The 24,491-nt window shown below is 39.8% G+C and carries 26 protein-coding genes; 10 read left to right on the top strand and 16 right to left on the bottom strand.

Going from position 1 to position 24,491, the window contains the following annotated elements; genetic code table 11:
- Nucleotides 1–116 precede the first annotated feature (116 nt).
- Nucleotides 117–512 carry a VOC family protein gene (locus QNH28_RS19360; protein WP_283908133.1) on the bottom strand — a complete coding sequence of 132 codons (396 nt, stop codon included), beginning with the start codon at nt 510–512 and terminating at the stop codon, nt 117–119.
- 42 nt (nt 513–554) lie between these two features.
- Nucleotides 555–1,031 carry a DinB family protein gene (locus QNH28_RS19365; RefSeq protein WP_349654999.1) on the bottom strand — a complete coding sequence of 159 codons (477 nt, stop codon included), beginning with the start codon at nt 1,029–1,031 and terminating at the stop codon, nt 555–557.
- Between the two features lie 183 nt (nt 1,032–1,214).
- Between QNH28_RS19365 and QNH28_RS19370 the strand changes: the two genes are divergently transcribed.
- The 3 genes from QNH28_RS19370 to QNH28_RS19380 are packed head-to-tail and all read left to right on the top strand — an operon-like array spanning nt 1,215 to nt 6,052.
- Nucleotides 1,215–2,342 carry a helix-turn-helix domain-containing protein gene (locus QNH28_RS19370; RefSeq protein ID WP_283908134.1) on the top strand — a complete coding sequence of 376 codons (1,128 nt, stop codon included), beginning with the start codon at nt 1,215–1,217 and terminating at the stop codon, nt 2,340–2,342.
- Nucleotides 2,343–2,384: 42 nt separating this feature from the next.
- Nucleotides 2,385–4,226: an ABC transporter ATP-binding protein gene (locus tag QNH28_RS19375; protein ID WP_283908135.1), complete on the top strand. Its 1,842-nt coding sequence runs from the start codon at nt 2,385–2,387 to the stop codon at nt 4,224–4,226.
- Entirely contained in the window at nt 4,223–6,052 is a 1,830-nt protein-coding gene (locus tag QNH28_RS19380) for an ABC transporter ATP-binding protein (RefSeq protein ID WP_283908136.1), read from the top strand. The genes QNH28_RS19375 and QNH28_RS19380 overlap by 4 nt, the downstream gene beginning before the upstream one ends.
- A gap of 42 nt (nt 6,053–6,094) precedes the next feature.
- Here QNH28_RS19380 and QNH28_RS19385 read toward each other — a convergent pair whose 3' ends face one another.
- A complete protein-coding gene (locus QNH28_RS19385) occupies nt 6,095–7,030 on the bottom strand; it encodes a LysR family transcriptional regulator (RefSeq protein ID WP_283908137.1) in 936 nt (311 codons plus the stop codon).
- A gap of 155 nt (nt 7,031–7,185) precedes the next feature.
- Between QNH28_RS19385 and QNH28_RS19390 the strand changes: the two genes are divergently transcribed.
- Nucleotides 7,186–7,803, top strand: coding sequence for a histidine phosphatase family protein (locus QNH28_RS19390; RefSeq protein WP_283908138.1), 618 nt, complete (start codon nt 7,186–7,188; stop codon nt 7,801–7,803).
- Between the two features lie 64 nt (nt 7,804–7,867).
- On the opposite strand, the gene QNH28_RS19395 is transcribed toward QNH28_RS19390, so the two are convergent.
- Nucleotides 7,868–8,113: a hypothetical protein gene (locus QNH28_RS19395; protein ID WP_042189863.1), complete on the bottom strand. Its 246-nt coding sequence runs from the start codon at nt 8,111–8,113 to the stop codon at nt 7,868–7,870.
- Between the two features lie 138 nt (nt 8,114–8,251).
- On the bottom strand, nt 8,252–8,803 hold the full coding sequence (locus QNH28_RS19400) for a polymer-forming cytoskeletal protein (protein ID WP_283908139.1): 552 nt from the start codon (nt 8,801–8,803) through the stop codon (nt 8,252–8,254).
- A gap of 205 nt (nt 8,804–9,008) precedes the next feature.
- Here QNH28_RS19400 and QNH28_RS19405 point away from each other — a divergent pair, with 205 nt between their 5' ends.
- Complete coding sequence (locus QNH28_RS19405) at nt 9,009–9,920, top strand: LacI family DNA-binding transcriptional regulator (RefSeq protein WP_283908140.1); 912 nt, start codon at nt 9,009–9,011, stop codon at nt 9,918–9,920.
- Between the two features lie 48 nt (nt 9,921–9,968).
- On the top strand, nt 9,969–11,240 hold the full coding sequence (locus QNH28_RS19410) for an MFS transporter (RefSeq protein ID WP_283908141.1): 1,272 nt from the start codon (nt 9,969–9,971) through the stop codon (nt 11,238–11,240).
- A gap of 23 nt (nt 11,241–11,263) precedes the next feature.
- Here QNH28_RS19410 and QNH28_RS19415 read toward each other — a convergent pair whose 3' ends face one another.
- The 9 genes from QNH28_RS19415 to QNH28_RS19455 form a co-directional block, all read right to left on the bottom strand.
- Entirely contained in the window at nt 11,264–12,016 is a 753-nt protein-coding gene (locus QNH28_RS19415) for a hypothetical protein (protein ID WP_283908142.1), read from the bottom strand.
- Nucleotides 12,013–12,501: a GNAT family N-acetyltransferase gene (locus tag QNH28_RS19420; RefSeq protein WP_283908143.1), complete on the bottom strand. Its 489-nt coding sequence runs from the start codon at nt 12,499–12,501 to the stop codon at nt 12,013–12,015. The genes QNH28_RS19415 and QNH28_RS19420 overlap by 4 nt, the downstream gene beginning before the upstream one ends.
- A gap of 14 nt (nt 12,502–12,515) precedes the next feature.
- The gene (locus QNH28_RS19425; protein WP_283908144.1) at nt 12,516–13,547 is read right to left on the bottom strand and encodes a phosphotransferase enzyme family protein; all 1,032 of its coding nucleotides are present in this window, start codon (nt 13,545–13,547) and stop codon (nt 12,516–12,518) included.
- Nucleotides 13,548–13,571: 24 nt separating this feature from the next.
- The gene (locus QNH28_RS19430; protein ID WP_283908145.1) at nt 13,572–14,336 is read right to left on the bottom strand and encodes an ABC transporter ATP-binding protein; all 765 of its coding nucleotides are present in this window, start codon (nt 14,334–14,336) and stop codon (nt 13,572–13,574) included.
- Nucleotides 14,337–14,351: 15 nt separating this feature from the next.
- On the bottom strand, nt 14,352–16,691 hold the full coding sequence (locus QNH28_RS19435; protein ID WP_283908146.1) for an ABC transporter permease: 2,340 nt from the start codon (nt 16,689–16,691) through the stop codon (nt 14,352–14,354).
- A 45-nt stretch (nt 16,692–16,736) separates the two neighbouring features.
- The gene (locus tag QNH28_RS19440; protein ID WP_283908147.1) at nt 16,737–17,360 is read right to left on the bottom strand and encodes a TetR/AcrR family transcriptional regulator; all 624 of its coding nucleotides are present in this window, start codon (nt 17,358–17,360) and stop codon (nt 16,737–16,739) included.
- 138 nt (nt 17,361–17,498) lie between these two features.
- On the bottom strand, nt 17,499–18,068 hold the full coding sequence (locus QNH28_RS19445; protein ID WP_283908148.1) for a 5' nucleotidase, NT5C type: 570 nt from the start codon (nt 18,066–18,068) through the stop codon (nt 17,499–17,501).
- Nucleotides 18,069–18,154: 86 nt separating this feature from the next.
- Entirely contained in the window at nt 18,155–18,352 is a 198-nt protein-coding gene (locus tag QNH28_RS19450; protein WP_283908149.1) for a cysteine-rich CWC family protein, read from the bottom strand.
- Nucleotides 18,353–18,388: 36 nt separating this feature from the next.
- Nucleotides 18,389–19,288, bottom strand: coding sequence for a phosphotransferase family protein (locus tag QNH28_RS19455; RefSeq protein ID WP_283908150.1), 900 nt, complete (start codon nt 19,286–19,288; stop codon nt 18,389–18,391).
- 119 nt (nt 19,289–19,407) lie between these two features.
- Here QNH28_RS19455 and QNH28_RS19460 point away from each other — a divergent pair, with 119 nt between their 5' ends.
- Nucleotides 19,408–19,956 (top strand): MepB family protein, encoded by a 549-nt coding sequence (locus QNH28_RS19460; protein ID WP_283908151.1) that lies wholly within the window; start codon nt 19,408–19,410, stop codon nt 19,954–19,956.
- Here the strand turns inward: QNH28_RS19460 and QNH28_RS19465 are convergent.
- Nucleotides 19,926–20,456 (bottom strand): peptidase M56, encoded by a 531-nt coding sequence (locus QNH28_RS19465; protein WP_283908152.1) that lies wholly within the window; start codon nt 20,454–20,456, stop codon nt 19,926–19,928. The genes QNH28_RS19460 and QNH28_RS19465 overlap by 31 nt on opposite strands.
- A gap of 107 nt (nt 20,457–20,563) precedes the next feature.
- Between QNH28_RS19465 and QNH28_RS19470 the strand changes: the two genes are divergently transcribed.
- From QNH28_RS19470 to QNH28_RS19480, 3 genes are all read left to right on the top strand, one after another.
- The gene (locus QNH28_RS19470) at nt 20,564–21,172 is read left to right on the top strand and encodes a methyltransferase family protein (RefSeq protein WP_283908153.1); all 609 of its coding nucleotides are present in this window, start codon (nt 20,564–20,566) and stop codon (nt 21,170–21,172) included.
- Nucleotides 21,173–21,279: 107 nt separating this feature from the next.
- Nucleotides 21,280–22,545 (top strand): alkaline phosphatase, encoded by a 1,266-nt coding sequence (locus tag QNH28_RS19475; protein WP_283908154.1) that lies wholly within the window; start codon nt 21,280–21,282, stop codon nt 22,543–22,545.
- Nucleotides 22,546–22,669: 124 nt separating this feature from the next.
- Nucleotides 22,670–24,003 (top strand): IS3 family transposase gene (locus tag QNH28_RS19480; protein WP_481858327.1). Its coding sequence is split into 2 segments (ribosomal slippage): nt 22,670–23,056 and nt 23,059–24,003, totalling 1,332 coding nucleotides; the frame shifts between segments, so codons are not numbered across the junction.
- A 70-nt stretch (nt 24,004–24,073) separates the two neighbouring features.
- On the opposite strand, the gene QNH28_RS19485 is transcribed toward QNH28_RS19480, so the two are convergent.
- Nucleotides 24,074–24,379: a hypothetical protein gene (locus QNH28_RS19485; RefSeq protein ID WP_283908155.1), complete on the bottom strand. Its 306-nt coding sequence runs from the start codon at nt 24,377–24,379 to the stop codon at nt 24,074–24,076.
- Nucleotides 24,380–24,491 lie beyond the last annotated feature (112 nt).

Below are 24,491 nucleotides of genomic sequence, written 5' to 3' on the forward strand. Positions count from 1 at the left end.
CTCACCAAATTGATGAATGCAGTGTTTTTCTGTAGCCATTTACTTATTCTTATACGACCAGCTTAAGAGGGACGTCAATCAGTTTCGAAGTTGCTGCCAACGCCCAGCTATTTTTGCTAATAAACTAGTTCACAATCATGGTGTTCCCAAACATCAAATAAATTACCATCTAGATCCTCAAAAACAAAAAACTTTCCATACTCACCTTCATCACTAACATTCCCGACTTTTACATCTTCTGATTTCAATTGACCGTGAAGAGATAACACATCATTTGTAAAAAAAGTGATCACCCATCTTTTCTTACCTTTCACCTCAAACACAGCTCTCGAATCATCATCACTTTGTGTTAAACATAATATCGGTCTATTATTCCTGAATAAGCTTAAATTCCCTTCTCTTCGATCCCTAACATTAAAACCAAAATGCTTCACAAACCAAGCAGCAGATTTCTCTAAATCTTTAACTGGAATTATATTGTAAGCAATACCTAAGATTCTTCCGACCTCCATCAGTTACCTCCTTGGCTTTAGACTTTCGGCTTTTAAAGATCTCTAAAGACTTTTATCTGCAAATCGATTTAATAGTTTTATTGTATTGAAGTGCATCCCTTCATGGTAAAGCGTGAAATTTATGAATTCCCCGATTGTATTTAAGGTTAATCCACTACCGGTTGTAAGAGGAGTTACTTGTTCACTTAAGCGATTGTGCATAGCCTCCTGAATACGTTTTGGTTGCTTCATAAGCATCTCAATTAACACTTCAAGTGTTGGTGGCTTCTCGCTCCACTCTGCAGGTTTAGTACCCTTCGCAAATAATCGTTCAAAGCTTTCCGGCAAATGCATAAGCTCCCTAGCGGAATGAAAAGCAAACTTCTCTTGCACCAAATAAATATGTCCCAAGTTCCATCTGATGTTGTTATTGAAACCTTCTGGAATGATATCTAGAGCTTCCTCGGTCAGTCCCGCAACTGTACGAACAGTAACACTACGCACAAATTCAATTTGTTTGAACACGATTTGATCCATCATGATCCCTCCTCATTTTTATCCATAGTTTACCATGCATGAAAACCGAATCCCAGCAGTTAGTACGAATTGTAAAATATCCCTTTACAAAAGAAAACGAATGGTTTATTTTAACATTAAGTAATTATTAAATATTAGTCGTATTATCCCAACATTTAAATATTACATCAAGAAATAACGGAGGTTATGATGGAAGATAACATGAAGGATACCTTACTATCGAACATTAAATTTGCATACAACGAAGCTTTGGAATTCATTGTTTCTATGGGAATGATTGCTTGTGAAGAGCAGATGCTTAAGGCGGCAGAGGATTACAAGCTTGAAATGGACCCACAAGCGTTGTCTTATCATAAAGATGCACGAGCACGGTTGTCACCTCACTCCTACCGAGAACTTCAGTTTTTTTTCCAGTACAACTTTTTTCATAAAGCACTCGATTTTGCTTTCTATGAATCCATTTGCACCTGTCCAGAACCACAAACAGCTGAAGCATGGATTAAACGACTGGAAAAAAGTCCTGCAGACAAGGTAGTCGCTGAAATGGTTTATGGTGTGTATTACGATAAATTAGATGAGCTGCTGGAAGGAAACGATTGGGAAATCGTCAAGAAGGATACCCACTTAATGGCTGAGCTTGTGGCAAGAACAAAACCGCAGCTGGATGTGATTGAAGCGCAGGGGCCATTGCTAGAGTGTCTTGCTTATCCCGAAGAAACCAAGCTACGTTATATGCAGCTCTTAAACCAGTTCTACAAGGATGTCTTTTCACTTTGGAAAGAGGAGTTAAGAAGGGAGTCTGAACAAGCCTCTCAGCGTTATGAAGGTCTGTTCCTAGCTAATCCTGAAAGATTCATTCGTGATATTAACAAAAATGAACCTGCAATTTATGATGTTCCCACAACTTTTCATGTCAGCTTCTTCTCGCAAGTTGGGAATCATGTTCTCTCCTTATACGCAGGAGGTTCTCGTATCGCTTGGGTTATATTCGGTATTTTTAATGATCATGTATTCGGGCCTGCTGCTGATCGAGAGAAAACTGAACTTTTTTTAAAAGCATTCTCAGATAAACGACGATTAGACTTCTTACTGCTCTTAAGGAATCGCCCTCACTATGGACAAGAAATTGCATCAGCACTTGGCATAACGCCCGCGGCAGTAACTTATCATGCCAACTTCCTGTTCTTTTTAGACCTTATCGAATTAAAACGAACGGATCATCGATTATATTACCATCTTCAGATGGATAAATTGAGAGAATTACTTGCCGTCACCACAAAAGTCATGCTCGATGAGGAACCTCCCATCTTTTAAGTGAACCGCAGAAAATTCAAAAAATTGTGGGGAGGGTCTACATTGAATGAATCTACAAACATAGAAGCAGACTCGATTAAAAAATCCAGCGTAGTTTCTAACACTTTTATGCGTTTACTGAAACTTGGAAAACCCTATCTAGGCTGGTACCTCATATTGTGTCTCTTAGCAGCCGTCGTTTCCCTTGCAACAGTTGGGATAGCCGAATCTTTACGACGTATAATCAACGCTGCTACGAATCAGAACATGTCCTTTTTGATGTCTGGTGCTATCTTTGCTCTAGTAATCGTTATTGTAGATGCTTTAGCCAGCTTCTTATTGACTTACTTATCAGGTGTGCTTGAATTCAAGTCGACCTCCAAGCTTCAGGTATCACTGCTAGCTAGATTATTAAACGTACAGATGAAAGATTTGGATCGTTATCATTCTGCTGATCTCATTAGTCGTATCAATGATTCTGCCCCAGCTGCTCAGCAAGGTATCAATCAGAAGACCATCGAGCTATTCAGTAATCTGATGCAAATTACATTTCTCCTAACTTATCTGCTCTCACTCCAATATGTCTTAACGCTCGGAACTATATTGATTTGCTCGCTTGTTCCACTTGTGATGATTCCCTTCACTTCCCGCCTACGTTCCATGCACGAGCAAAGACAGCAAATCGAAACCGCTCAACAAATGTTTATTCAAGATACGGTACAGGGTGGTGAGGTTGTGCGTGCCTTCTCCCTTGCACCTAAGCTGCATAATCAATTCACACAACGTGTTAGGCAATATTTCAACATTCATTTACCTGTCACACGCTTAGAAGCTGTGGGCTATAATATGCCCTTTGCCGTTATTCTTAGTGGATTACTATATGTTCTCTCCTACGGCGGATATCTAGTTATCCAAGAGAGATTAGATGTGGGAGCAGTGGCGGCATTTCTGATTTGTTTCGAGCAAATTACAAACCCTGTATCAAAGCTGGCTAATCTATGGACAGAATTACAAGCCTCGCTGGCGCAAGGTAAACGATTGTTTGAAGTCATTGATTTACCAGAAGAAGACGCAAGCCGTGAATGTAATCAGGAAGATTCTCATAAAGAAACGCCGATGAATAACAACCAATCAATTAGTGGCTTGTACCCTATCACCTTTGAAAATGTAGGTTTTCATTATGGTAATCATCAAGTATTAACTAACGTTAATCTAACCATAGAACCAGGTAAAGTAACTGCGTTTGCCGGTCCTAGTGGCAGTGGAAAAAGCACCCTCCTTCAATTAATACTCGCAACCTATGAACCTAATGAAGGGGTCATCCAATCTGGTAAGCTGCCATTAAGCAGCATTCCCCCTCGGTCTTGGCGTAATCATTTGGCATATGTTTCTCAAGAGCCTTATCTGTTCACTGGAACCCTATATGAAAATATTGCATGGGGAAGACCTGACGCAACCTATGAAGAAATTATTAAAGCAGCAAAAAGTGCGGGGATACATGAATTTATTATGAGAACCCCACTTCAATATCAGACTTCTATTGGGGAACGGGGCCATACCTTATCTGGCGGTGAAAGGCAGCGGCTATCTATTGCCAGAGCGTTTGTCCGAGCGCCTAAGCTTCTCCTTCTTGATGAACCCACAGCTGCACTTGATAGCCATAATCAGGAGATTGTCGGCCAAGCCCTGCAAGAACTCATGCATGATCGTACAACGGTTGTTATCGCTCATAGACTATCTACCATCAGAGATGCAGATCACATTTATTATATGGAGGCGGGTTCTATTGTTGAAGCTGGGACTCATCTGGAGTTAATGACTTTACAAGGACAGTATTACAATATGGTTGAGACCTCAATGAAGAAGGCTGATATTTCTACTCTGGTCAGGGAGGTAGAGATATGAATGAGATGGAATCCAAGAATCTAAAATTGGGGTATGCTCTGCGTAGATTAATCTCTTACGCTAGCCCTTATCGAATTGGATTTATTGTGGCAGTACTCCTGCTCTCTGCTAAGCTTGTAATGGACATAGGATTTGCAGCCATTCAGCAAGTATTTATTGATACGATCAACAACGCTAATATGGATGCATTAACACGTATTACTGTAATCTGTGCCATTGCTTGTGTCATCATTATCTGCTGTCTTATGGTGCAGCATTACTTCCGCTTTGTTATGCAAAGTCGGATGGCTTGGGATATTCGTACGAAACTGTTTGACAAGAGTCACCAAATTCCATTCCGTTACCTTCAGTCCATGCATTCAGGTGATTTGATTTCACGTAACACTAAAGATGCAGGGATGGCCATGGGGATGATAAACAGCATCGTATACGATCTAGGCTATAATCTACTTCTCTGTTTCATTTCCTTTCTATATTTGGCCAAAATGGATGTCTGGATCGCCTTGTTAGCTCTTGGATCGGGTCCCCTTGTTTTTCTTTCCGGACGTTTCTTTGATCGCAGATTACGTAAATTATCTACTCAAATATATGCAAAAGAGGCGGAATTACGGGGAATCTTACAAGAAACGCTTCAAGGAATGAAGGTCGTCAGAGCTTTTTCGCTTGAAGAAACTCTCTTAAAAAAATATGCGTTAGAACGTGAGAAGTTAAGAAAGATGCAGCTGCGAAAATCGCTTCTAAATGGACTCTTATGGCAATCTTCCGCCTTTATCAACAATCTCGTAATGGTAACATGCGCCGCATTAATTGCGTTATCCGCTTTGAGTGGCGGAACATCAGCGGGTGAAGTACTCGCTTTTATTATTCTGATGGGTAGAGTCCAATGGCCCTTTGTTCATATGTCTCAAACATGGGGAGGTGTGCAGGAGGCTTTAGGTGCAGCTGATCGCGTATTCGCTATACTTGATGCACCTGATGAAGGAGCTACTCATCCTTTGACAGAATCCAGCTCATCAACATTTGCTTCCGTAGAGGTAGCCGCATTACAAATAGAGGATGTCCACTACAACTATTCGGGTAAAACGGATAATGAAACATCTCTATTTACAGGGCTTAATATTCATATACAACATGGAGAAACTATCGCGGTTGTCGGGCCAAGCGGGTCAGGGAAGACGACGCTAGTTCGATTATGTAATGGACTTTATGAGCCTACTGCAGGAAGCATTTCGGTGTATGGAAAGTCTGTACATGATCAGCTTGAAGAAGCACGTGCAATGATTACTTATGTTCCCCAAACCCCTTATTTGTTCTCAGGAACTATACGAGACAATATCGCCTTCAGCTCTAGTTCAGCTAGCGAAGAGGATATTCGAGAAGCCGCTCGGCTGGCAGGTGCAGAAGAGTTTATTACGAAGATGCAGGATGGTTATGACACTATCCTAGGTGAACATGGATCGACTTTATCTGGTGGACAAAGACAACGCATAGCCATTGCCAGAGCTTTTCTTCGTGATGCTCCACTCCTTCTTCTAGATGAAGCAACTTCCGCACTCGATAACGAATCTGAGCGAATGATTCAGCAATCTCTTGATTTGTTAATGAAGAATCGAACCACATTGGTTATTGCACACAGACTATCCACCATACGTGAAGCATCTAGAATTATCGTGTTAAATCAGGGTTCAATTGTTGAGGAAGGAACACATGAGTCTTTATTAGAAATGAATGGGCTATACTCACAATTATATAACATTCAATTTAAATCTTCTAAAGCAGAAGACATTAGTGCACCTGAGTTGCTTCAATTACATTCCAATCTTTGATCTCAGTTCAATGCATACATCGTAATTCATAAGTTATTTTAATTAAGGTGTATGCGTTGGAATCGAGTATAAATTATCCTCTTCTTTTAATCGTTTCGTGACGAGCTTAATAAATGACTGGATATAGATTTCTTGAAGCTCTTTCTTTCTGTGGCTCATCCATATCGAATGCTTTGAGACTACATTTTCCACTTCGACCTTGGCTAACATACCCTGATCAAGATAAGGCTTTGCTAACAACGCAGATACAAAACTAATCCCATAACCGGCAATCACGGCTTGAATAACCTCATTTACTCCATTAAATTGCAGCTCGATTTTCGGTTGTTGTACCTTTCTTTCTTCACATAATTGTACAATTCTCTCTCTGGCTGCACTACCTTCCTCCCTCATAATAAATGCCTCAGCCATTACTTCCTCAAAGCTAACCTCCTGCTTGGCTAAAGAGTGATTTGAAGAAACTACGAACACATACTCGTCCTTGTACAACTCCCGATGTTCGAACACCCCTGTATGATGAGAAGGAAACGCCATATCACTATAAATCGCCACGTCTGCTTCAAAGTTATTTAACTTTTCCATGACTTCATGAGAATTTGCAGTAGAGATCTGAATTTTAACCTCCGGAAAAGATTGTTTGTATAATGACGCCCATCGAGGTATGAGTAAGCTTGTAGCAAGGTAATTACCTGCGATCCGAATATGACCCGCAGGAAATTTATGATAATCCTCAATCATCTGCTGTACCTGTTCACCCATAGCAAATAACTTTTCAAGTGGTTCGATCAGTTTTTTCCCAATCGGTGTTAGCACCATTCTCTTTCCTATGACCTCTAGTAATACGATATTATTCTCCCGTTCAAACTTACGGATCTGCGCGGAGATAGCCGGTTGACTGATGTGCAAACGTTCGGAGGCTTTGGTCACACTCCCTGTTATCGCAACGTAATAAAACAATTTTAATACATGATAGTTCATCCTGATTTCTTCCTAACTATATAAAATAAAATCATATTTAACGGACCTTCGGCTTTCTTATTATAACTATACATTATGAATATTAACTATTATATATTGTTTATTTATAATTTTTTCTCTTATACTTACAACTATTCAAAAGGGAGGTTTCGTTAATGAAAGAGACAGTATTATTTCTAACCCGTCACGGGCAGACCGAATGGAATTTGCAGAAAAGAATGCAAGGACATCAAAATTCAGCGTTAACAACCTTGGGCGAACAGCAAGCGGAATGGTTGAGAGAACGTTTGGAAGGTGAGAATTTAGGAGCCATTTATTCTAGTACTAGTCCAAGAGCATTGCATACTGCGCAGATTTTACGAGGAAATCGGAGTTTACCGATTCAACAGCAAGCTTCATTAATGGAAATTAACATGGGCATTTGGGAAGGAATGAACACAGATCAGATTGAACAAGAATATCCTTTACAGTTCACCCATTTTTTCACCAGACCTGATCTTTTTATTCCTCTAGCCCCAGGTGAGACCTATAGTCAGCTTGAACAAAGAGTAACGCCGATTATTGAGCGTATCATTAACGATAATGAAGGACATGAGGTACTTATTGTCACGCATCGGATGACCCTGAAAGTCATTATGGCTCATTTTCTCAATAAATCATTGCAGGAATTAGGGGAACTACCGGATATTCTCTCTACAGCATTGTGTAAAGTAACCCTAACTGACAACAATACAACTATCGATCTGTACGGCGATACTTCACATTATCAATGAATCCTTCTCAAAAATAAAAAAGGAAACTCCGATTTAAATGGGGTTCCCTTTTTAGACTTCAATTTTAAATTTCCACACTTTTGATTGTAAAGCTGCGGACCTTCATCCATTTTCCTGAAATAAATTCGTCAATTGTTTTCGTCTTCGGTCTAACACAAAAACGATGCTTGCTCCCTTTATCAAAACCAACCGCTTCAAAAATCAGGCCGTCACCTATTTGCTCCTTAAAGAACACTTGCTTAAGTCCCAATCTATTTAACATTTCTAGCTTTACACTTTCGATATATGTGCGTGAATACTCCTTAGACATATGTGTTCCTCCTAGTAGTGGTAGTAATATTATAAGTTCAATATTAAGAAAATCAACTGAAGATCACATAATCACAAAAAGAAAAAAGTCAACCCATAGTCTATGGATTGACTTCTACTGTATAAGTTGATTACGAAATTATTTAACTTCTGTTGTTCCAGTCACTTTTCCATCAATAACAGCAGATGCTTTCAGATCTTCGCTCGCAAAGTAGAGGTTACCATCAATAGTGGCGGTTTCAGGCAAAGTAAAACCTTTCGCTTCTACATAAACATCGCCTTTAATCGTTCCACCTTCAACTTTCAAATTCTCACTTTGTACTGTAAACTTTGGTACGGTTAGTGTATAAGTAGCAGTGATCTTGTGATCAGCGTCTTGCGAGTAAAGGGCAATCTTACGGTAAATGTCGCCATCTGCGGCTCCTTTATTACGGAATTCTCCAGCTACAACAACCTCATCAGGAATCGTTACATCATTTAGAATCGCAACAATCCAGTTTCCATCTTTGCTAACAGCCTTAGTAAATGCATCTGCTTGATTCACGATCGAGGCTGTAGTTACAGCATCTGTCTGCTCAGCAGCCGGAGCTGAAGTTGCCGCCGAATTGGTTGCTTTATCCTCATTTGCTCCACAACCTGCCAATACTGCTACCGAAACCCCAGCCACTAAAATCATTTTGAATAGTTTCATTTCGATTCCCCCTAATTTTGATTATAAATTAATTATATATTAAAATTCTTAATAATTAAGTGAAACATTTCACAAATTTGTGTCAGTATCTAAAGCGGTTTCACTATGCTCAGTATCTTCTTGTTATAAAGTCAATCGTTGACTCTTCTCAAGAGTTAATGATAATATTTGGAAATAAATATCTCAGTAAGGGAGAAGTTTACTGGTGAAAAAGACTACAATGAAGGACATCGCCCTACGAGCTAATGTCTCCGTTGCAACTGTAAGCTATGTTCTGAACCGCGTAGATAACCAAACCATTCCTGAAAAGACCCGCAATCAAATTTTACTCCTTGCGGAAGAGCTTCATTACATTCCTAATCTGGCAGCCCGTTCGCTTGCCAATAAAAAAACGGGATTAGTAGGCATACTTGTCCATAATTCTGCTTATATGCCACCTTGGAAGCTTTATGCCCAATTCACATTTATTCGTGCTTTGGAACAGCGTTTAACAGATGCCGGATATCATACGTTATTATACTCTCTTGGTACTGACCATCCTTCTCTGGATATCATCATCGAAAGAAAACTCGAAGCCGTCTTTCTGATCGATGTCCGCGAAGAATCCTTCTATTCGATTTCCAAGCATTTTGTAGAAGGTGTTCCCTTAATTTTGATTGACAGCTTGATTGAAGATAAGCTTTTTAAGCAAGTGCTGTACAACTATCGTTCAGCTCTACAAACAGTAATGCCGGAGGATCTTTCACAGGTATGTTTAATTATGGAGAGTTTCAATAACTCCCTCCTCACTAACTTTATCCAAGACAGTCTTCCTTTATCTGAGAATGCGATATTCAATGTTCACAATCTGGAAGAATTGAATACAATCTTATCGGAGGGGATCTACAAAGAAGCCATAGTTATTAATGAGTTTATCGGAAGTCATGTTGAAAAATCCGGGGTATTCTCACATCTTTCTGTTCTTTGTACCTGTAATTGCCCAGAAATGCTTGGTGAAGATATTCAGAAATTCGTATTCACAGGGAATAAAGCAGACACGGCTTTTGAACTGATGCAGGAGTTATTACATCGCCCTGACTACTCCGAGCAAGAGAATAATCGTTATTTTATTGATTAATTTTTTTTGGTATTCACTTAAGCGTTTAAGTTGAGAGGAGAGTTACCAATGACAATGCCAGATCCTGTTTTAGATAAACATGCATCCACTGCCGTTCAATCCTATCCAACCCTTTGGGGAAACCGGAGATTTATGCTACTACTCGGCTCCTATTCCATTTCTTTGTTTGGAAATACCTTTCACAGCATTGCTTTAAGTTTATGGGTACTTCAAACAACCGGAAGCGCTAAAATGATTGCCATTATTACGATCATCAATTTACTGCTCAGTTCTTTACTCGGATCGATAGGAGGCACACTCGCAGACAGAATCAACCGCAGAACCATTATGTTAATCACAGATTTGATAAGCTGCGGTCTAGCAGTTACGCTTGCTTTGGCCATTTCCATGTCTTCTACATCATTCATTATCGTGGCTATATTAACGGGACTTACGACAGTCTCAGCATTATTCCAATCTCCTGCGTATCAAGCTTCTATTACTACTGTTGTTGGCAAAGAACATGTGCAAAAAGCGGTCGGGATTCTGAACTTGTCGGAGAACATCTGTCGGACGATTGGGTATTCGGCTGGAGGTATTTTTGTAGCGAGTTTTGGAGCGACGGATGCCATATTATTTGATGGAGCTACATTTTTTGTTTCCTTTCTATTGGTTCTTGCTGTCCGCTCCCTTCCACTCCCAAACCGAGTGAAGACCGGACCTAAAGAAGAAAGAAAATTTACGCAGGATCTTGCGGATGGCGTTCGTTATATTTGGAGATACCCCTTCGCCCGAGCAATAATCATAATGCTCCCCACGCTCACTTTGTTCTTTATGCCTTCACTAATGCTAACGCAAGTTATGGCCGTCAACGTATGGAATTCTAGTCCCTTTCAGTTTGGACTCATGGAAGCTTGTATTCCACTAGGTTATATGATGGGTTCCAGCATGATCTTGTTTCTCGGCTCCCAATTAAAGAATCGCGGCTTCTTTATCATGACTGGACTGCTATGTCTGGGTCCCTTGTACCTCCTGTTATCGTTCGTCACTACCGCTGCGTTAGCCATTCCCATCATTCTTCTAATTGGCTTTATGTTCTCATTCTGTACATTGCTGATAAATACCATCCTCAGACTGGAAGTTTCGGAGGATATACAAGGTAGAGTCTTCGGTGTACTAGGCTCCATTATGAGTGTGGCACCCTCTGTTGGTCTTACAGCCGTTTCATTCCTATCCGATCACTTCAGTCCAGCCCCTGTCATGGGTTCCATCGGAGTCCTGCTATTATTGTTTGCTATATCAACCTTGACCAAGTTAAAGGTGATTCGTAATTATAAGTAATTTCAGATCATATCTTATGTGCGCTATCGCCCGATCTTACTAATTACGCGCCTATGATGAAGTTCAATCAGTAATTGAACAACTATAATGATCAATAAGAAGATTCCCACGACACCCGTCAAAAACGGATAAATTAGAGGGAAAAATAAACTTGGATAACTTTTAGTAATATCCGAATAGAAGCCCATACCCATAAGTGATGTACCAGAGAACTCGATAAGCTTCACACCTAGATGGTTATCACTTCTTTGAGCATAACTCAGCACCTTTTCTTGTATACTGCCATCATTTGCGATCGTGATTATTTTCCATTTTCTCTTTTCCATCGGTTGACTATCATCTGTAAGTCTTTGGATTATACTTATTTCTTTCTCACCGGTCTTTCGATCCTTAACAGTGAGAATATCTATCCATGAGAAATATCTGCTTCCTCTTTCCCGATTAGACAGCCATATTTCATCAGCGGTTGAGATTTTTTGACCATTTAATAAAAACTGAACTTTCACAATATCTCCAGGCGGGACATTCTCCTCTTCATCCCAAAGTGTTAATTCTGCAGTCCTGCCTGTATTTTCTTCCTCAATTTTAATATGCTTATCGTCAACCGTTAGTTCTTGAACGTTTAACGTGTTATATCCTTTTTCAGCATGGTTTATCTCATAACGCTGATTGATCTGATCTGAAATGATGTACTCGCGGATATAATTGAACAATGGGCTAAAAGAAATCGCTAACAAGAACAATGAAATCGTCGATAAAACAATTATTTTTTTCATATCGAATCCTTATGAGCAATCGTCAGCTTGAAATTTTGTCTTGAGCCACCTTCAGGCCCCTCCGGTACCCTATCCTCCAGAGGAACAAAACTAAACTTCTGGTAAAATCCTCTAGCAGGTTGACCCTCTGGATAATCCTCACCAAATGTAGTAACGAATATCTCTGCTGGAGTTTCGACACTTTGGAGAATATGGTTAAGTAGGGCAGTAGCGACTCCTTTATTTCTCTCTATGGCTGAAACAGATAACCATCCAATCTTGTAGTTAGGGGCATTGGATGAAGAGAATAACACAGCTCCAAGTAATCGTGAACCTGGCGAACCATTATTCTCTCGTACACAAAAAGCACTTTGTCGGCGGATATTTTTCTCTAAGGCAAGTGTGAAATTCGGATCATCTACCATCGGTCCAAAAAGGGACTCCACCTCTGCCGCCAGCTCTAGCCACCCTCTTATATCCTCCATAGTAGCGCTTACTACATTCATATATAAGTTCTCCTTTAATAGACTTGGTTACACCATTCGATACAATTAGGAATAAAATCAGCATAGTCATTTAATCCTCTAATGCTTTTGATTACTTCAAGGGTTCCAAGGTCTCGCTCCGCATCATCCGTACTCTCTAATCCAAGTGATCGTCTAATATTATAATCTAACCATTCTAGCTTCCCATGAAAACCATAGTTGAGCACATTGGACCAGTTTGCATAAATCTCGCCACCATGATCGCGGTATGCATTAATAAGCGTGCAGAAAGCATCTTTGCTCAGACTTCCCGATTCAAAACCTGACCAATAAAGGGCTACGTCAATCAGCTCTTGTGTTGGATGGATAGGTCCTGCTGCTTCCCAGTCAATAATAATGGGTATGTGATCCTCATCCCATAATACATTTTTTTGATCTAAGTCCCTATGGCTGATCACCATATGATTCAATAATTGTTCCGCTGAAGATGCTACAAGTTGTTCCCAATGATTTATTTGGTTCAGGTTATCGAATAGCAAGCTAGACCATCCCAAACCATCCTGTTTTGCTTTTAGAGCATACTCATTCCAACGAATAGTGGATGCTGTTACTGCTTCAAGATTTTCATTAGGATGATGATTAAGAAGTGTAGAGAAATCGATCTTATGAATTTTCGCAAGGATTTCCCCAATCCTTTTACAACACTCTAAATTAATTTCTCCTGGTGGCAAAGCCTTACCTTCGACCCAGGGAAACAATAAATAGAATTGACCCTCAACTTCATGCATAAAAAGATCATTGGATACGATGGCCGGTATTGCATTTATTCCATTTTGATAAGCCATATTCGCAACTTTTTCAGAAAGAGTATAGTTGTACATGGCTGTTTCCCGCTGCATGATTTGAGGATTTAGAGCTTTCACTGCATATAGCGCTTTGTCCGTTTGTAGACGGTATATTCTGTGCAGAAGACCTCCTGTTACCTGTTCAGGTTCATTTTTCAAATGACCTAACCCGTATTTCGCACATAGCGTTTCAAAATTTAAGTTATACTTCAGATTTCCCATGTTATGTATCCCTTTCCTATACAATCAGAATCCCAATTTTAATAACCAGGCCGATAACTTCTCTTCCCGCTCTTTTAAGTCACCATTGATACGATTAAATTTTCCAAGCCATTGCTCAGAGGCTATGCTGCCATCCAGCATATACAGGACACGTTCTGCCTGAGCAGCGACTTTCGCATCGTGCGTAGCTAGTAGAATCGTTGTACCCGCTTGATTAATATCTATTAATATCTCCATAATTTCAGTAGCAGCTTTAGAGTTTAGTGCACCTGTAGGCTCATCTCCAAAAAGAATATCAGGCTCATTGATGATTGACCTGCAGATCGCTGCTCTTTGCAATTGTCCACCCGACACTTGTGTAATATCACGTTCAGCGAGTGCGGAGATCCCCGTTTTTTTCATTAACTCAGTGGCTCTGTTATTGATGGTTCTACGACTAACGATTTTAGCCCGATAAGCGGATAAGATGATATTGTCCCGAATAGTCAGGTTTTTTAAAAGATGCATCTGCTGAAAAATAAATCCCATTTGATGTAGACGCAGTTCAGCTAATTGGCTATCAGAAAGACCACTGATCTGCTGCCCTTTAAAAACAACACTTCCTGCAGTCATCCGATCCATACCGCTGATCGTATAGAGCAATGTTGATTTCCCTGAGCCAGAAGGTCCCATTATAGCTACGAATTCTCCCTTTGTTACCTGTAGATGAACATCTTTTAATACCGTCTGCGGGGTTCCTTGCCCAGTTTCAAAAGTTTTAGTTAACCCCTTCGTCTCTAATATGAACATTCTACCACCTCCCCATCATTCTACAATCAGTTTAGATATATTGGATTTCTTCATCGATATCGTGCTTACTACAGTTGTGAGTGCCACAATCAGCATGAAAAAAAGAGGAAGAATTAGATAAGCTACCAACGGATTGACTACAAATTGTATTTTGGATGCCCCCATAAAAGATCCGAGTAAATGAACGAATTTTTGTCCGATAGTGTTAGCTGCTAAGGTACCGAGAATGATTCCGAGACCTGAAACCAGAAGTAGCCTTATCTGATATTGCTTTCGAATATCTTCTAACGTAAAACCAATGCTCCTCAAAATTGCGATTTGCGAGACGTCCTTCGCTAGCAGCATTTTTAGAAATAAAGCTGTAATCAATACTGAAATCGATATCGAAATGGCAATAGATAATCCAGTGACCAGCTTCAGTTGCCGAATCGTATTCCCGAGCGTCTGTGATAAATAGCTTTCTAGATGAGTAACTTTGGCTGGATAAAATAACTTTGCGTATTGATCCATTTTCTCCTGAACGGAAACATTCGGATTCACATCTAAAGCTACGATATACCAGAGAACGGACTTCGGATCATAAGGTAATCGGGCTTTTGCAGTTCGGCCTCCATTCGTTATATCTTGGTAGATCCCGCTAACCGTCAATTTTTTCGAAGCACCATCTACCTCCAAAAGAACGTTATCCCCTACCCTTTTGTTCCATTCCTTGGCATTCAGATCAGATAGGGCAATCTCATCCCCACTTTCAGGGGTTCCTCCGTTAACATAGGTGAGCGGAAAAATAGAGAAATCTCCTGTTTCAACATTGATGTTCTCCCATACGCCATCACTGCCTAGCACTTTAAATCGCGAAGTAATTAATGGCGAGAATTTAGCTATGTCGGCATCCTTATTTAGCTGTGTTATCAGTTCATTAAATCGCTCCTCTATTTGATCAGATGGCTGCAAATCTATTCTCATGTCACTCTGACCTACACCCATATAAGAAATAAAACGAGGGGACTGAAGGGTATTCAATAGATTCACTGGCACAAGAATGATAAATAAACAGATCACAAATACGAGGAATAATAATCCGAACATGGTGAAGCGCCCATAAACATCCTTTAAGCCAAGAAAAACATTCACATTTATATGCTTGCGCTTACTCAACGCGATTCTACTTGTATTGCCTTTTAACTCTCCCACAGTCCCTGACCGTAAGGCTTCTACTACTGTTACACGATTAAACCTTCTAAGAATAACTCTGCAAAAGAACACAATCATCCCGAAGATCACACCGACCGCTAAGACTGGAACAATAGGCTGAAGCATCGTTTTCGGAGCAGTCCCCAAATACAATGTGATATTCGCTGTAAACAACCGCACCACACCCAAAGATAATAAATATCCTAGCAGTGAAGCGCATGCTGCCATAACCATATATTTTGCCAAATAGATATTTCTAATATCTCGCTGCGAGATCCCAATTGCTTTCATGACGCCAATCTCTCTATAATCCTCCTCTAAGGTGGCGATCATCGTGAATCTTAAACATAAGGTAGCAATAAGCATTAGAAGGATGCTAACCAAAATAATGACAATAGCAATAATCCCATCTGTCAGCGCATTCAGCGTTTTAAACAAAGGATAGTCTATCATTGGCCCTTTACCGGGCATATCTGCGGATTGATAGGAATTCCGGAACTCGCTAAGTCTACTTAAATCGGTGATTTGAAATTCAATTAAATATTCAACTTCTCCATGGTTCTTCTTAAGTGCAGTATAATCCGCGTCATTTACGACAAAGCGCTTAGAGCTAACAATAGCTGGGTTCATTTGGACATCACGAACAAATTCTGTAACAATAAATTTTTGATCTAACTGTCCATTGGAAAGGGTGACCTGATCACCAATGTTCAGATTATTCTGCTTTTTATAATAAATAGGAACTGCGATTTCTCCTTCAGATACCCTAATCACTTGATTCTCTAAATTCAGCAGCAAATCAAACGATGGGTTCTGCTTTACAAAACCGATATCCATTACGCTGTACTCTTCCGACTTATTGCTGTTGCCCAAGATAATCCTCGAGCCATCTATCCTTAGCATTTCTACTGTCTGTTGATTCTTAACAAGTGGATTTGTAGAGGAAAATTTCTGAATACCTGCGTTATCTATTGGACCAGAATGCATTTGAACAAAATGGGGAGCTTTTGATTGATCCAGCAAATTACTTAAAGAACCGGACAATTCCATAATGACTTGAGAAGCACAAGCAGCAAGCAACGCCGATAACATCATAAAAATAAATAAGACAATCGTTATGATTTTATTTCTTTGAAATTCTTTTTTCACAATTTGTAGCAGCATTGATGATCTCTCCCCTGCGTCTCTTTCATCATCCCTGTTCGGACCTTACTCAAACATTTGCGTTACGTAGGAAAAGCTTCCTTTTTCAGCTCCCAACGTAGTTTCCATAATATAAATAAAGCTCTGAATTTTGAGAATGATCTCTTCCGGCTGCCACTTAAAAATCCCTTCATCAAACAAAAATTGTGAGGCAATCAGCAGAAATTCCATCGTTTCTTTAGGATATGGACAATGGAACAAGCTCTCCTCAATTCCCTGCTCAATCACCTCAGTCAACACAGGGGTCAGCTTCAAAATAGTTTCAGCCAAGCTTTTCTGATGAATTAGCGCATTCTCTGCTTGATGAAACTGTTCGATCATCTGACCTTTTCTCTCCGAATCAGGCTTCTGCGCCATTATGATTTGTAGTAGCTTTTCATGCACGGAGAGCTTTGAATCAGCGGCAATGATCTTGGCAGCATCCACTCCAGCATCGATGAATCGCATGACCACCGCATCCATAACCTCCTCCTTCGACTTGAAATAATAGTAGAAAGTGCCTTTGGCAATCCCGATCTCCTGCAAGATGTCATTCACTGTAGTTCTCGCATAACCTTTTGTGAAAAAGAGCATTTCTGCTGTATCTAATATCTCATTTCTGCGTTCTTCCGCTTCTTTGGAAATTCTCATTTATTTTGAGTCCTCCTTTTTGTAGACCGACCGTCGGTCTATTCCAATTATATACAATCAACCCATCTTGTCAATGTTGCTTTTCTTAAAAAAAGCATAAAAAAAGAGAATTGCTCTATGTGAGCAACTCTCCTCAAATCAGCTAGTCTCTTGAATTTCAAAAATCTGATCAATCTTCTCTTTCGCACCTTCCCAGGAGATCAATAATGGAAATCCATATTGTTCACGGGCTCTCAAATTCCATGGATGCGGAATGCAGAGCACTTTCCTTCCATCCTGTAATGCAGGAACCAAGTTGTGAACCCCGTCATCGATCAGAAGATCATAATTAATTAGATTCTTTCGCTTGCAAGGGAAGAAATTTTCAATGGGAATAAACGGCATATGCTTTTGAAGCCAGTTCCATTTTTCAACAACTGCATTGGGCTGGGCTGCCGTAACGATAATAACATCATACGCGTTGTGGAGCTTCTCCATTTCTCCTACAACATGCTCGTCAAACAGTTCAAGCTCCTCATATAGTCCAGGCCGCCCATAGAATACATCTTGTGTACAATCTGGATGACGTAAATGGTCCGTATTCCAATCAAGCATCTCCTCGTACTTCAGTACATGAGTGGGGAAATCATTGTTGTTATGGTATATAGCTCTTTTGACTAGATGGCATATCGTGTCATCCATATCAACTGCAATTATTGGCTTTCTCATCTGTGTCCCCCCTATGTTTTTTATAATACTATTTAAGTATACACAATGTAATTACTGTTTTTGTTTTAAGTTAGTTAAATTTCTGATTAATGTTTTTTAAACGCCTCAACGCATCTTTGACAGATACAGGCTTTACCTTTTAGTTCAATAGGTACCCGGTCTAGTAGTTCTGTAGGAATTTCCGTATGAAAACACCAACAATCACCACTGTCAGCACCACAATGATTTAATTCTTTACATAAAGGACAATACCGTTGTTCATCTTGTTTATTTTTTATTTCCAAAACATCTACTCCCCCATAGATTAAAACATTTCACTTCTATTTTCCCCACGGATAGATTCCTCCTGTAGATCTTTGCAATACCTCTATACTTTCCTGAAGAAATGCCTGATTCTTTTTAATCCCTCTGGTTTTACACCAAACTACCGCACTAAAAGCATCATAAAAATTATAAAACGGGATTATATTTTCGAGATCGAGTAAAGGACGAACCGTTTCGTAACCTTGCACATACGGGAGCCGTGTTAGCGGGTTCACTTCCCAGACGTATCGATTCATTTTTGTAAAATCAATTTCTGAAGAACCACCACGAGCGCTTTCGTAATCAATTATACCAACGACCCGATTATCTTTTATTAAAATATTGCCTGGTCGAAAATCCATATGAACAACACAAGGCCCATCAGGTTCAGGTAACGCCGAATATACGCTATCAAAGTGAGTAAGACATTTCTCAAATAAATCAGGCTGAAGGAGCTCCTTACAAGGTTCTTTCCACTTTTCAAAATTATTTTTCAGGTACAATCTCCAGCTATTGTTCTCTACCGTCTGAAAACCATCGAATCCATAACATCCATACGCTGGCATGGTAACTTCATGAAGCATCGCATGATACTCACCGATTTGATAGGCCAGACTCTGATCAATGTTACTCGTACAAGGCCCCCCATCTATAGCAGATAGAAGCAATGCGCCGACACTCATCTCATCTCCGTCCCAGAAATCCAGTACTTTTGGAACAGGTATAACACCCTTTAATCTTTCAAGCATATGAAATTCACGAACCAGTTTATCCCTGTTGTATGGAATTTTCACATATACGTTGTCTAGGTTCATAAGAGTAAGTTTATATACTTCAGAACTAAACGACTCAGGAACTGCCTCTATATTCAAAACACTCAGCTTAAAAATTTCAGCTAATTTATGTATGGATTTCATACAACTACCTCCAATCTTAAGGAAAAAGTACTCTGTCTGCGGTTGTGAACTCGCTATTCTTGCATTAAGATAGTGAACATTAGGAGTTTCTAGGGAACTCAACCGGGAGATTTGAACAGATGAAAGTTAAGAATCAAAGCTTTTCAGATATCATTCATAGTGATCTACTTGCTACCCAAGAGCTTGTATATAACCCGTGCAATCTTGATTGCTCTGACCTCATTCGTGAACCACACAATGCTGATTATGGAGCATATATATTTAACTTAAACGCGCTATCCATTAGATTCCGTGTTGCAAAAATTACACCTACAAAGATCGGGCAGTTTGTAACGTTATGGGAGAGAATTGAGGATGGACCGATTCAGCCTTATAACTTTTCCGATCCTGCCGACCTCTTCGTTATAAGTACACGGACAGAGAATCACTTTGGTCAATTTGTATTTCCAAAAGCTGTCCTAGGGAAACAAGATATATTATCCAATAATGGTGAAGGTGGAAAAAGAGCAATACGTGTATACCCGCCATGGGATAATCCCACAAGTCGTCAGGCTCAAAAGACGCAAAAATGGCAGTTGGAATATTTCTTAGAGATACCAGCAGATAAGACTTTAGACTTCCTTCGTGCCCAAATGCTTTATAATTTCCCGGTAAATAATACGGTCTGACCAATCTCCTCTATATGCTCTATATCCGCCCACAAAATAAAATAATAGTACAAGGAATCTCCTATTTTCACCGCTTCTGGATATTTCATAATAATAGCTGCCTGATCATTCCATTCCTCTTCTTGATCAGCAGAAGGCACAATCAATCGTGCTTTCTCTTCCACTTTCAGCCCCTCTAGTGTCAGTTCAATAATTTGTGGATTGGAGCCATAAGGCTTCAGTTGATGAAATGCATCAATGTTTGCTACTTCATCAATGGAAAGCCCCTCTCCAGAAATAGCGGATAATTGAAAAAATCCGTCGTTCCCCTGAACCTTTTCTTCATATTCTGGATTTACTACCCAATCGGAAGGATACTTCAAAGTAACCTTATACTCTTTTGAAGTATATTTTGACAACCCTGATGGCTTGACCAGCATTCCGATTCCAGTACTTACTAATGCAATAACCGCTATAATCAGGACCCATAACCACCATTTCTTATACACTGTTGTTTTCACGTTATCCTCCTGAAGCAATAATTGGTTGACACCCTCAGCAAGAACAAATAAGATATAATCAAACATATGAGCAATCATTCATATGTATTAGTGAGGAGGAAATTACAATGAGTAATCTAAAAAATATTCTATCCCTAATTCTTTTCTTCATATTTCTTATTTCTTACCTTTTGAAACTCTTTATACTTTACAAGAAGAACCATATTAAAGGAAACGTATTAGCTAAAGGAAAAAAGCTAGCTAAGATTCATTATACCGAGTTATTGGTAAAAACCTCTACTTTTTTATGGGGTGCAACATGGTTTGTTTTTTCCTTAGCAGAGTCTTTTATGCTTACAATTGTAGGTAAACAGTTTGATATTCCTGTAATCCACTTTATTGGCGTTGGTGTAGCTGCGCTCGGTTGTTCAATTTTTATCCTAGCAATGATCTCTATGCGCACTTCATGGAGAGTTGGGATTGATAAGACTACTGTAACAAAACTCATCACACAGGGTATTTATAAATATAGTAGAAACGCTGCATTTGTTGGTTTTGATCTCATGTTTTTAGGTTTGTATTTTATGTACCCAAATCTATTAACACTTATTATATTTATGCTTAACATTGTCGCTATACATTTACTTATTCTTCAAGAAGAGCAGCATTTAAAGCACGTATTTGGAGATGAATACATCCAGTATTCGAAGAATACGCCAAGATATATTTTATTTTGAAGGCTTTTGAAGGCTATATCATTTTACATTTATTACAAGATGCGAAAACATTCTCTTAATGTAATTACTATAGTATGAGGTTGTAAACATACATTAGGAGGGAAATTATGAAATCACCGAAAAAGTACGGCGTTAAGACGGCAATTGTAGCAACCGCAGCAACTGCTCTCTTCGTTTCCAACGTAGTCACTACGCAAGCACCAAATCAAGCTAATGCAGCTTCATCAAACACTCGAAATGTGATTCTGTTTGTCGGAGATGGGATGGGCACCGCTCAACGCAATGCCATCCGCCTGGCTACAGTCGGTGAAAAAGGTAATCTAGCAATGGATTCTATGCCTTATAGTGGGTTAATTCATACAAGCTCCACTGTCCCTGTTACAGATTCAGCAGCTTCCGCTACAGCTTATGCCAGCGGAATCAAGACTTATAACGGAGCCATCGGGATGGATGCAGATAAGAAGTCCGTCCAAACCATTATGGAATATGCAAAATCAGCAGGGAAATCTACAGGTGTAGTAACTACCAGTCAAATCACGGATGCAACAGGCGCCGCATTCGGTGCTCACGTTGAAGATCGCTCCAAACAAAGTGACATCGCTCTGCAGCTCCTCACCAAGAGCAAAGTTGATGTTCTGCTCGGTGGTGGTGAAGACTTCTGGTATCCAGCAGGAAATCCAGGTAAGTTCGCTGATGAGCCTGCTGAAGATCCTTCAGAGAAAAGTAAAGGAACGCAAGGCAACCTTGTAGACAAAGCGAAACAACTAGGATACTCCTATGTAACGAATAAAACAGATATGCAAAAGGCGAAAAACGGAAAGCTTCTCGGTTTATTTGCAAACGAGGAAATGTTCCAGCAAAAGCCAGAGGGTGAAGGAGATATCTACAATCCGGTTGTATCCCTGCCTGAAATGACGAAAAAAGCGATAGACACGCTTGCAGCAAATAAAAATGGATTTTTCCTGATGGTTGAAGAAGAAGGCACTGACGAATTTGCTCACCAAAACAATGCCAAAATGACGATTAAAGCGGGTCAAGAACTGGATAAGTCCGTTCAGGTAGCCAAAGATTTCGCTAAAAAGAATCCCGATACACTCGTTCTAGTTCTTGCTGACCATGAAACAGGTGGGTTCTCTATTGAAGCTGTTGACGCTGAAGATGAATCAGGCGACGGCATCTCCAAAGAAGATGGTCCGTTTGCCATCGCGAATTCCAAACAGAATTTTGTAGTGGACTGGACGACTTCTGGCCATACAGCGGTTGACATTCCAATCACGGCTATGGGCAAAAACGCTCAGTTGTTTACTGGAATCTACGAAAACACCGAAGTATTTACTAAGGTTGCGCAAGCCATGGGCATTAAAGTGAAATAAAAAAATCGAACAGAATAAAAGACTAGCCAGACTTTTAAACTGTACCCTATCGAGTAGACACTTTTAAAAAGTCTCTCGGTAGGGTATTTTGTTTATAACGAAGAAGATAGGGAAGAGGAATGGTATGAGCAAGAAAATATTTACAGATAAAGAGATCAAGCAGTTATCTAACAATCCGAATGTGAGGTCCGTATCTTCAAAGGCAATTACATATACGGATGCGTTTAAGCAATTGTTTATCTCAGAGAATAATAAGGGGAAGCCGCCGAGAGAAATATTTGAAGTATGTGGTTTTGACGTAACTGTCATTGGGCTCCAAAGAGTCGAATCCTCAGCAAAGAGATGGCGTGCGAGTTACCAAGAGAACGGAATCTTAGGTTTGCAGGATACAAGAAGCCACGCCTCAGGAAGACCCCTTAAACGGGAGCTAACGCTCGAAGAGAAGTATGCCAAGCTAGAAGCTCAGAATGCTTTGCTGCGAGGGGAGAATGAACTGTTAAAAAAGATTCGTTTCATGGAAAGGAGGCAAAACAAAGGATAGTACTTTCATCTAGCCAGAAATTTGTCCTTATTCATACCATCATCGAGAAATATCAACTCTCCCGTTTGGTCAACTATTTATGTAAAGTATCCGGGGTTTCCAGGAGTGGATATTACAGGTATTGGTCTTCCGAAGCAAAGCAAAAGAGAATCCAGAAGAAACAGCAAGATGAGCAACTAAGAGAAGTCATTCTAAAAGCTTTTCATTTCAAAAGACGAAAGAAAGGTGCCCGATCCATCAAGATGACATTGGAGGGCCAGTTTAAGGTGATCTACAATTTGAAAAGGATTAGGAGGATTATGAAGAAATACAGCATTGTATGCCCCTTTAGGAGGGCCAATCCCTATAAACGGATGATGAAGGCTACTCAGGAGCATAGGGTCGTTCCTAACCTGCTGAACCGGGAGTTTAAGCAGAACATTCCAGGTAAGGTGTTACTGACGGATATCACTTATTTATTTTACGGATCGGGTAAAAAAGCCTATTTATCCACAATCAAAGATAGTTCAACCAATGAGATCTTGGCATATCACGTGTCAGATCGAATCACAATGGATCTTGCGACAGATACTCTCCTAAAGCTTAAGAAAAACCAAAGGTTTAAAAGAGCTGATGGTGCCTTCATTCACTCTGATCAGGGATCTCATTATACACATCCTTATTTTCAAAAAATGGTTAAGAAAATGAAATTGAAACAATCTATGTCTAGGCGGGGAAACTGCTGGGATAACGCCCCACAAGAATCTTTTTTTGGTCATTTTAAAGATCAAGCTTCCATTAAGCCTTGTTTGACTTTGATTGAGTTAAAACAGGAGATTAAGGATTACATGACCTACTATAACCACTACAGGTATCAATGGGATTTAAAAAAGATGACCCCTGTTCAATACAGAGATCATCTTCTTCAATCTGCCTAGACTTTTTTTAAATGTCCTTTACATAGGGTCAGTTTACTTTTTGGTTAGTCTTTTTTATGTTCAAAAATGTTTACTTGGCATTTGTTCGTACAACCATATTAGACCCAAGTGTGAACATGCCTTTTCGATCCACGAATTCAATATTTATAGGCTGTGCCATTTTCTCACTATATTTGAGCATTTCATCTTCAACCAGAATAGAAGCCGCAGAATCCTTCATCAGTGCTTGAAAAAGTGTACTCTCATCATCCAATTCTGTGCCAACCTCTCTTGAGGTGATCTGAGATAGAATCACTTTTCCATCCGAATGTACGGTTACCTCCGGTATCGCCGTGCTGCTAACTTCTTCGCGATCACAAACGGTCAATACAAGCAAAAATACAAAACTTAGAGCTGCGATGTAGATTTTTTTCGAAAAAACACCTCTTTTATCCTATTATTAAACGAATCTGATGTAATATATTCGATCCCTAATACGACCAAAGCCC

The organism is Paenibacillus sp. G2S3, assembly GCF_030123105.1.
Taxonomy (GTDB): Bacteria; Bacillota; Bacilli; order Paenibacillales; family Paenibacillaceae; genus Paenibacillus_AQ.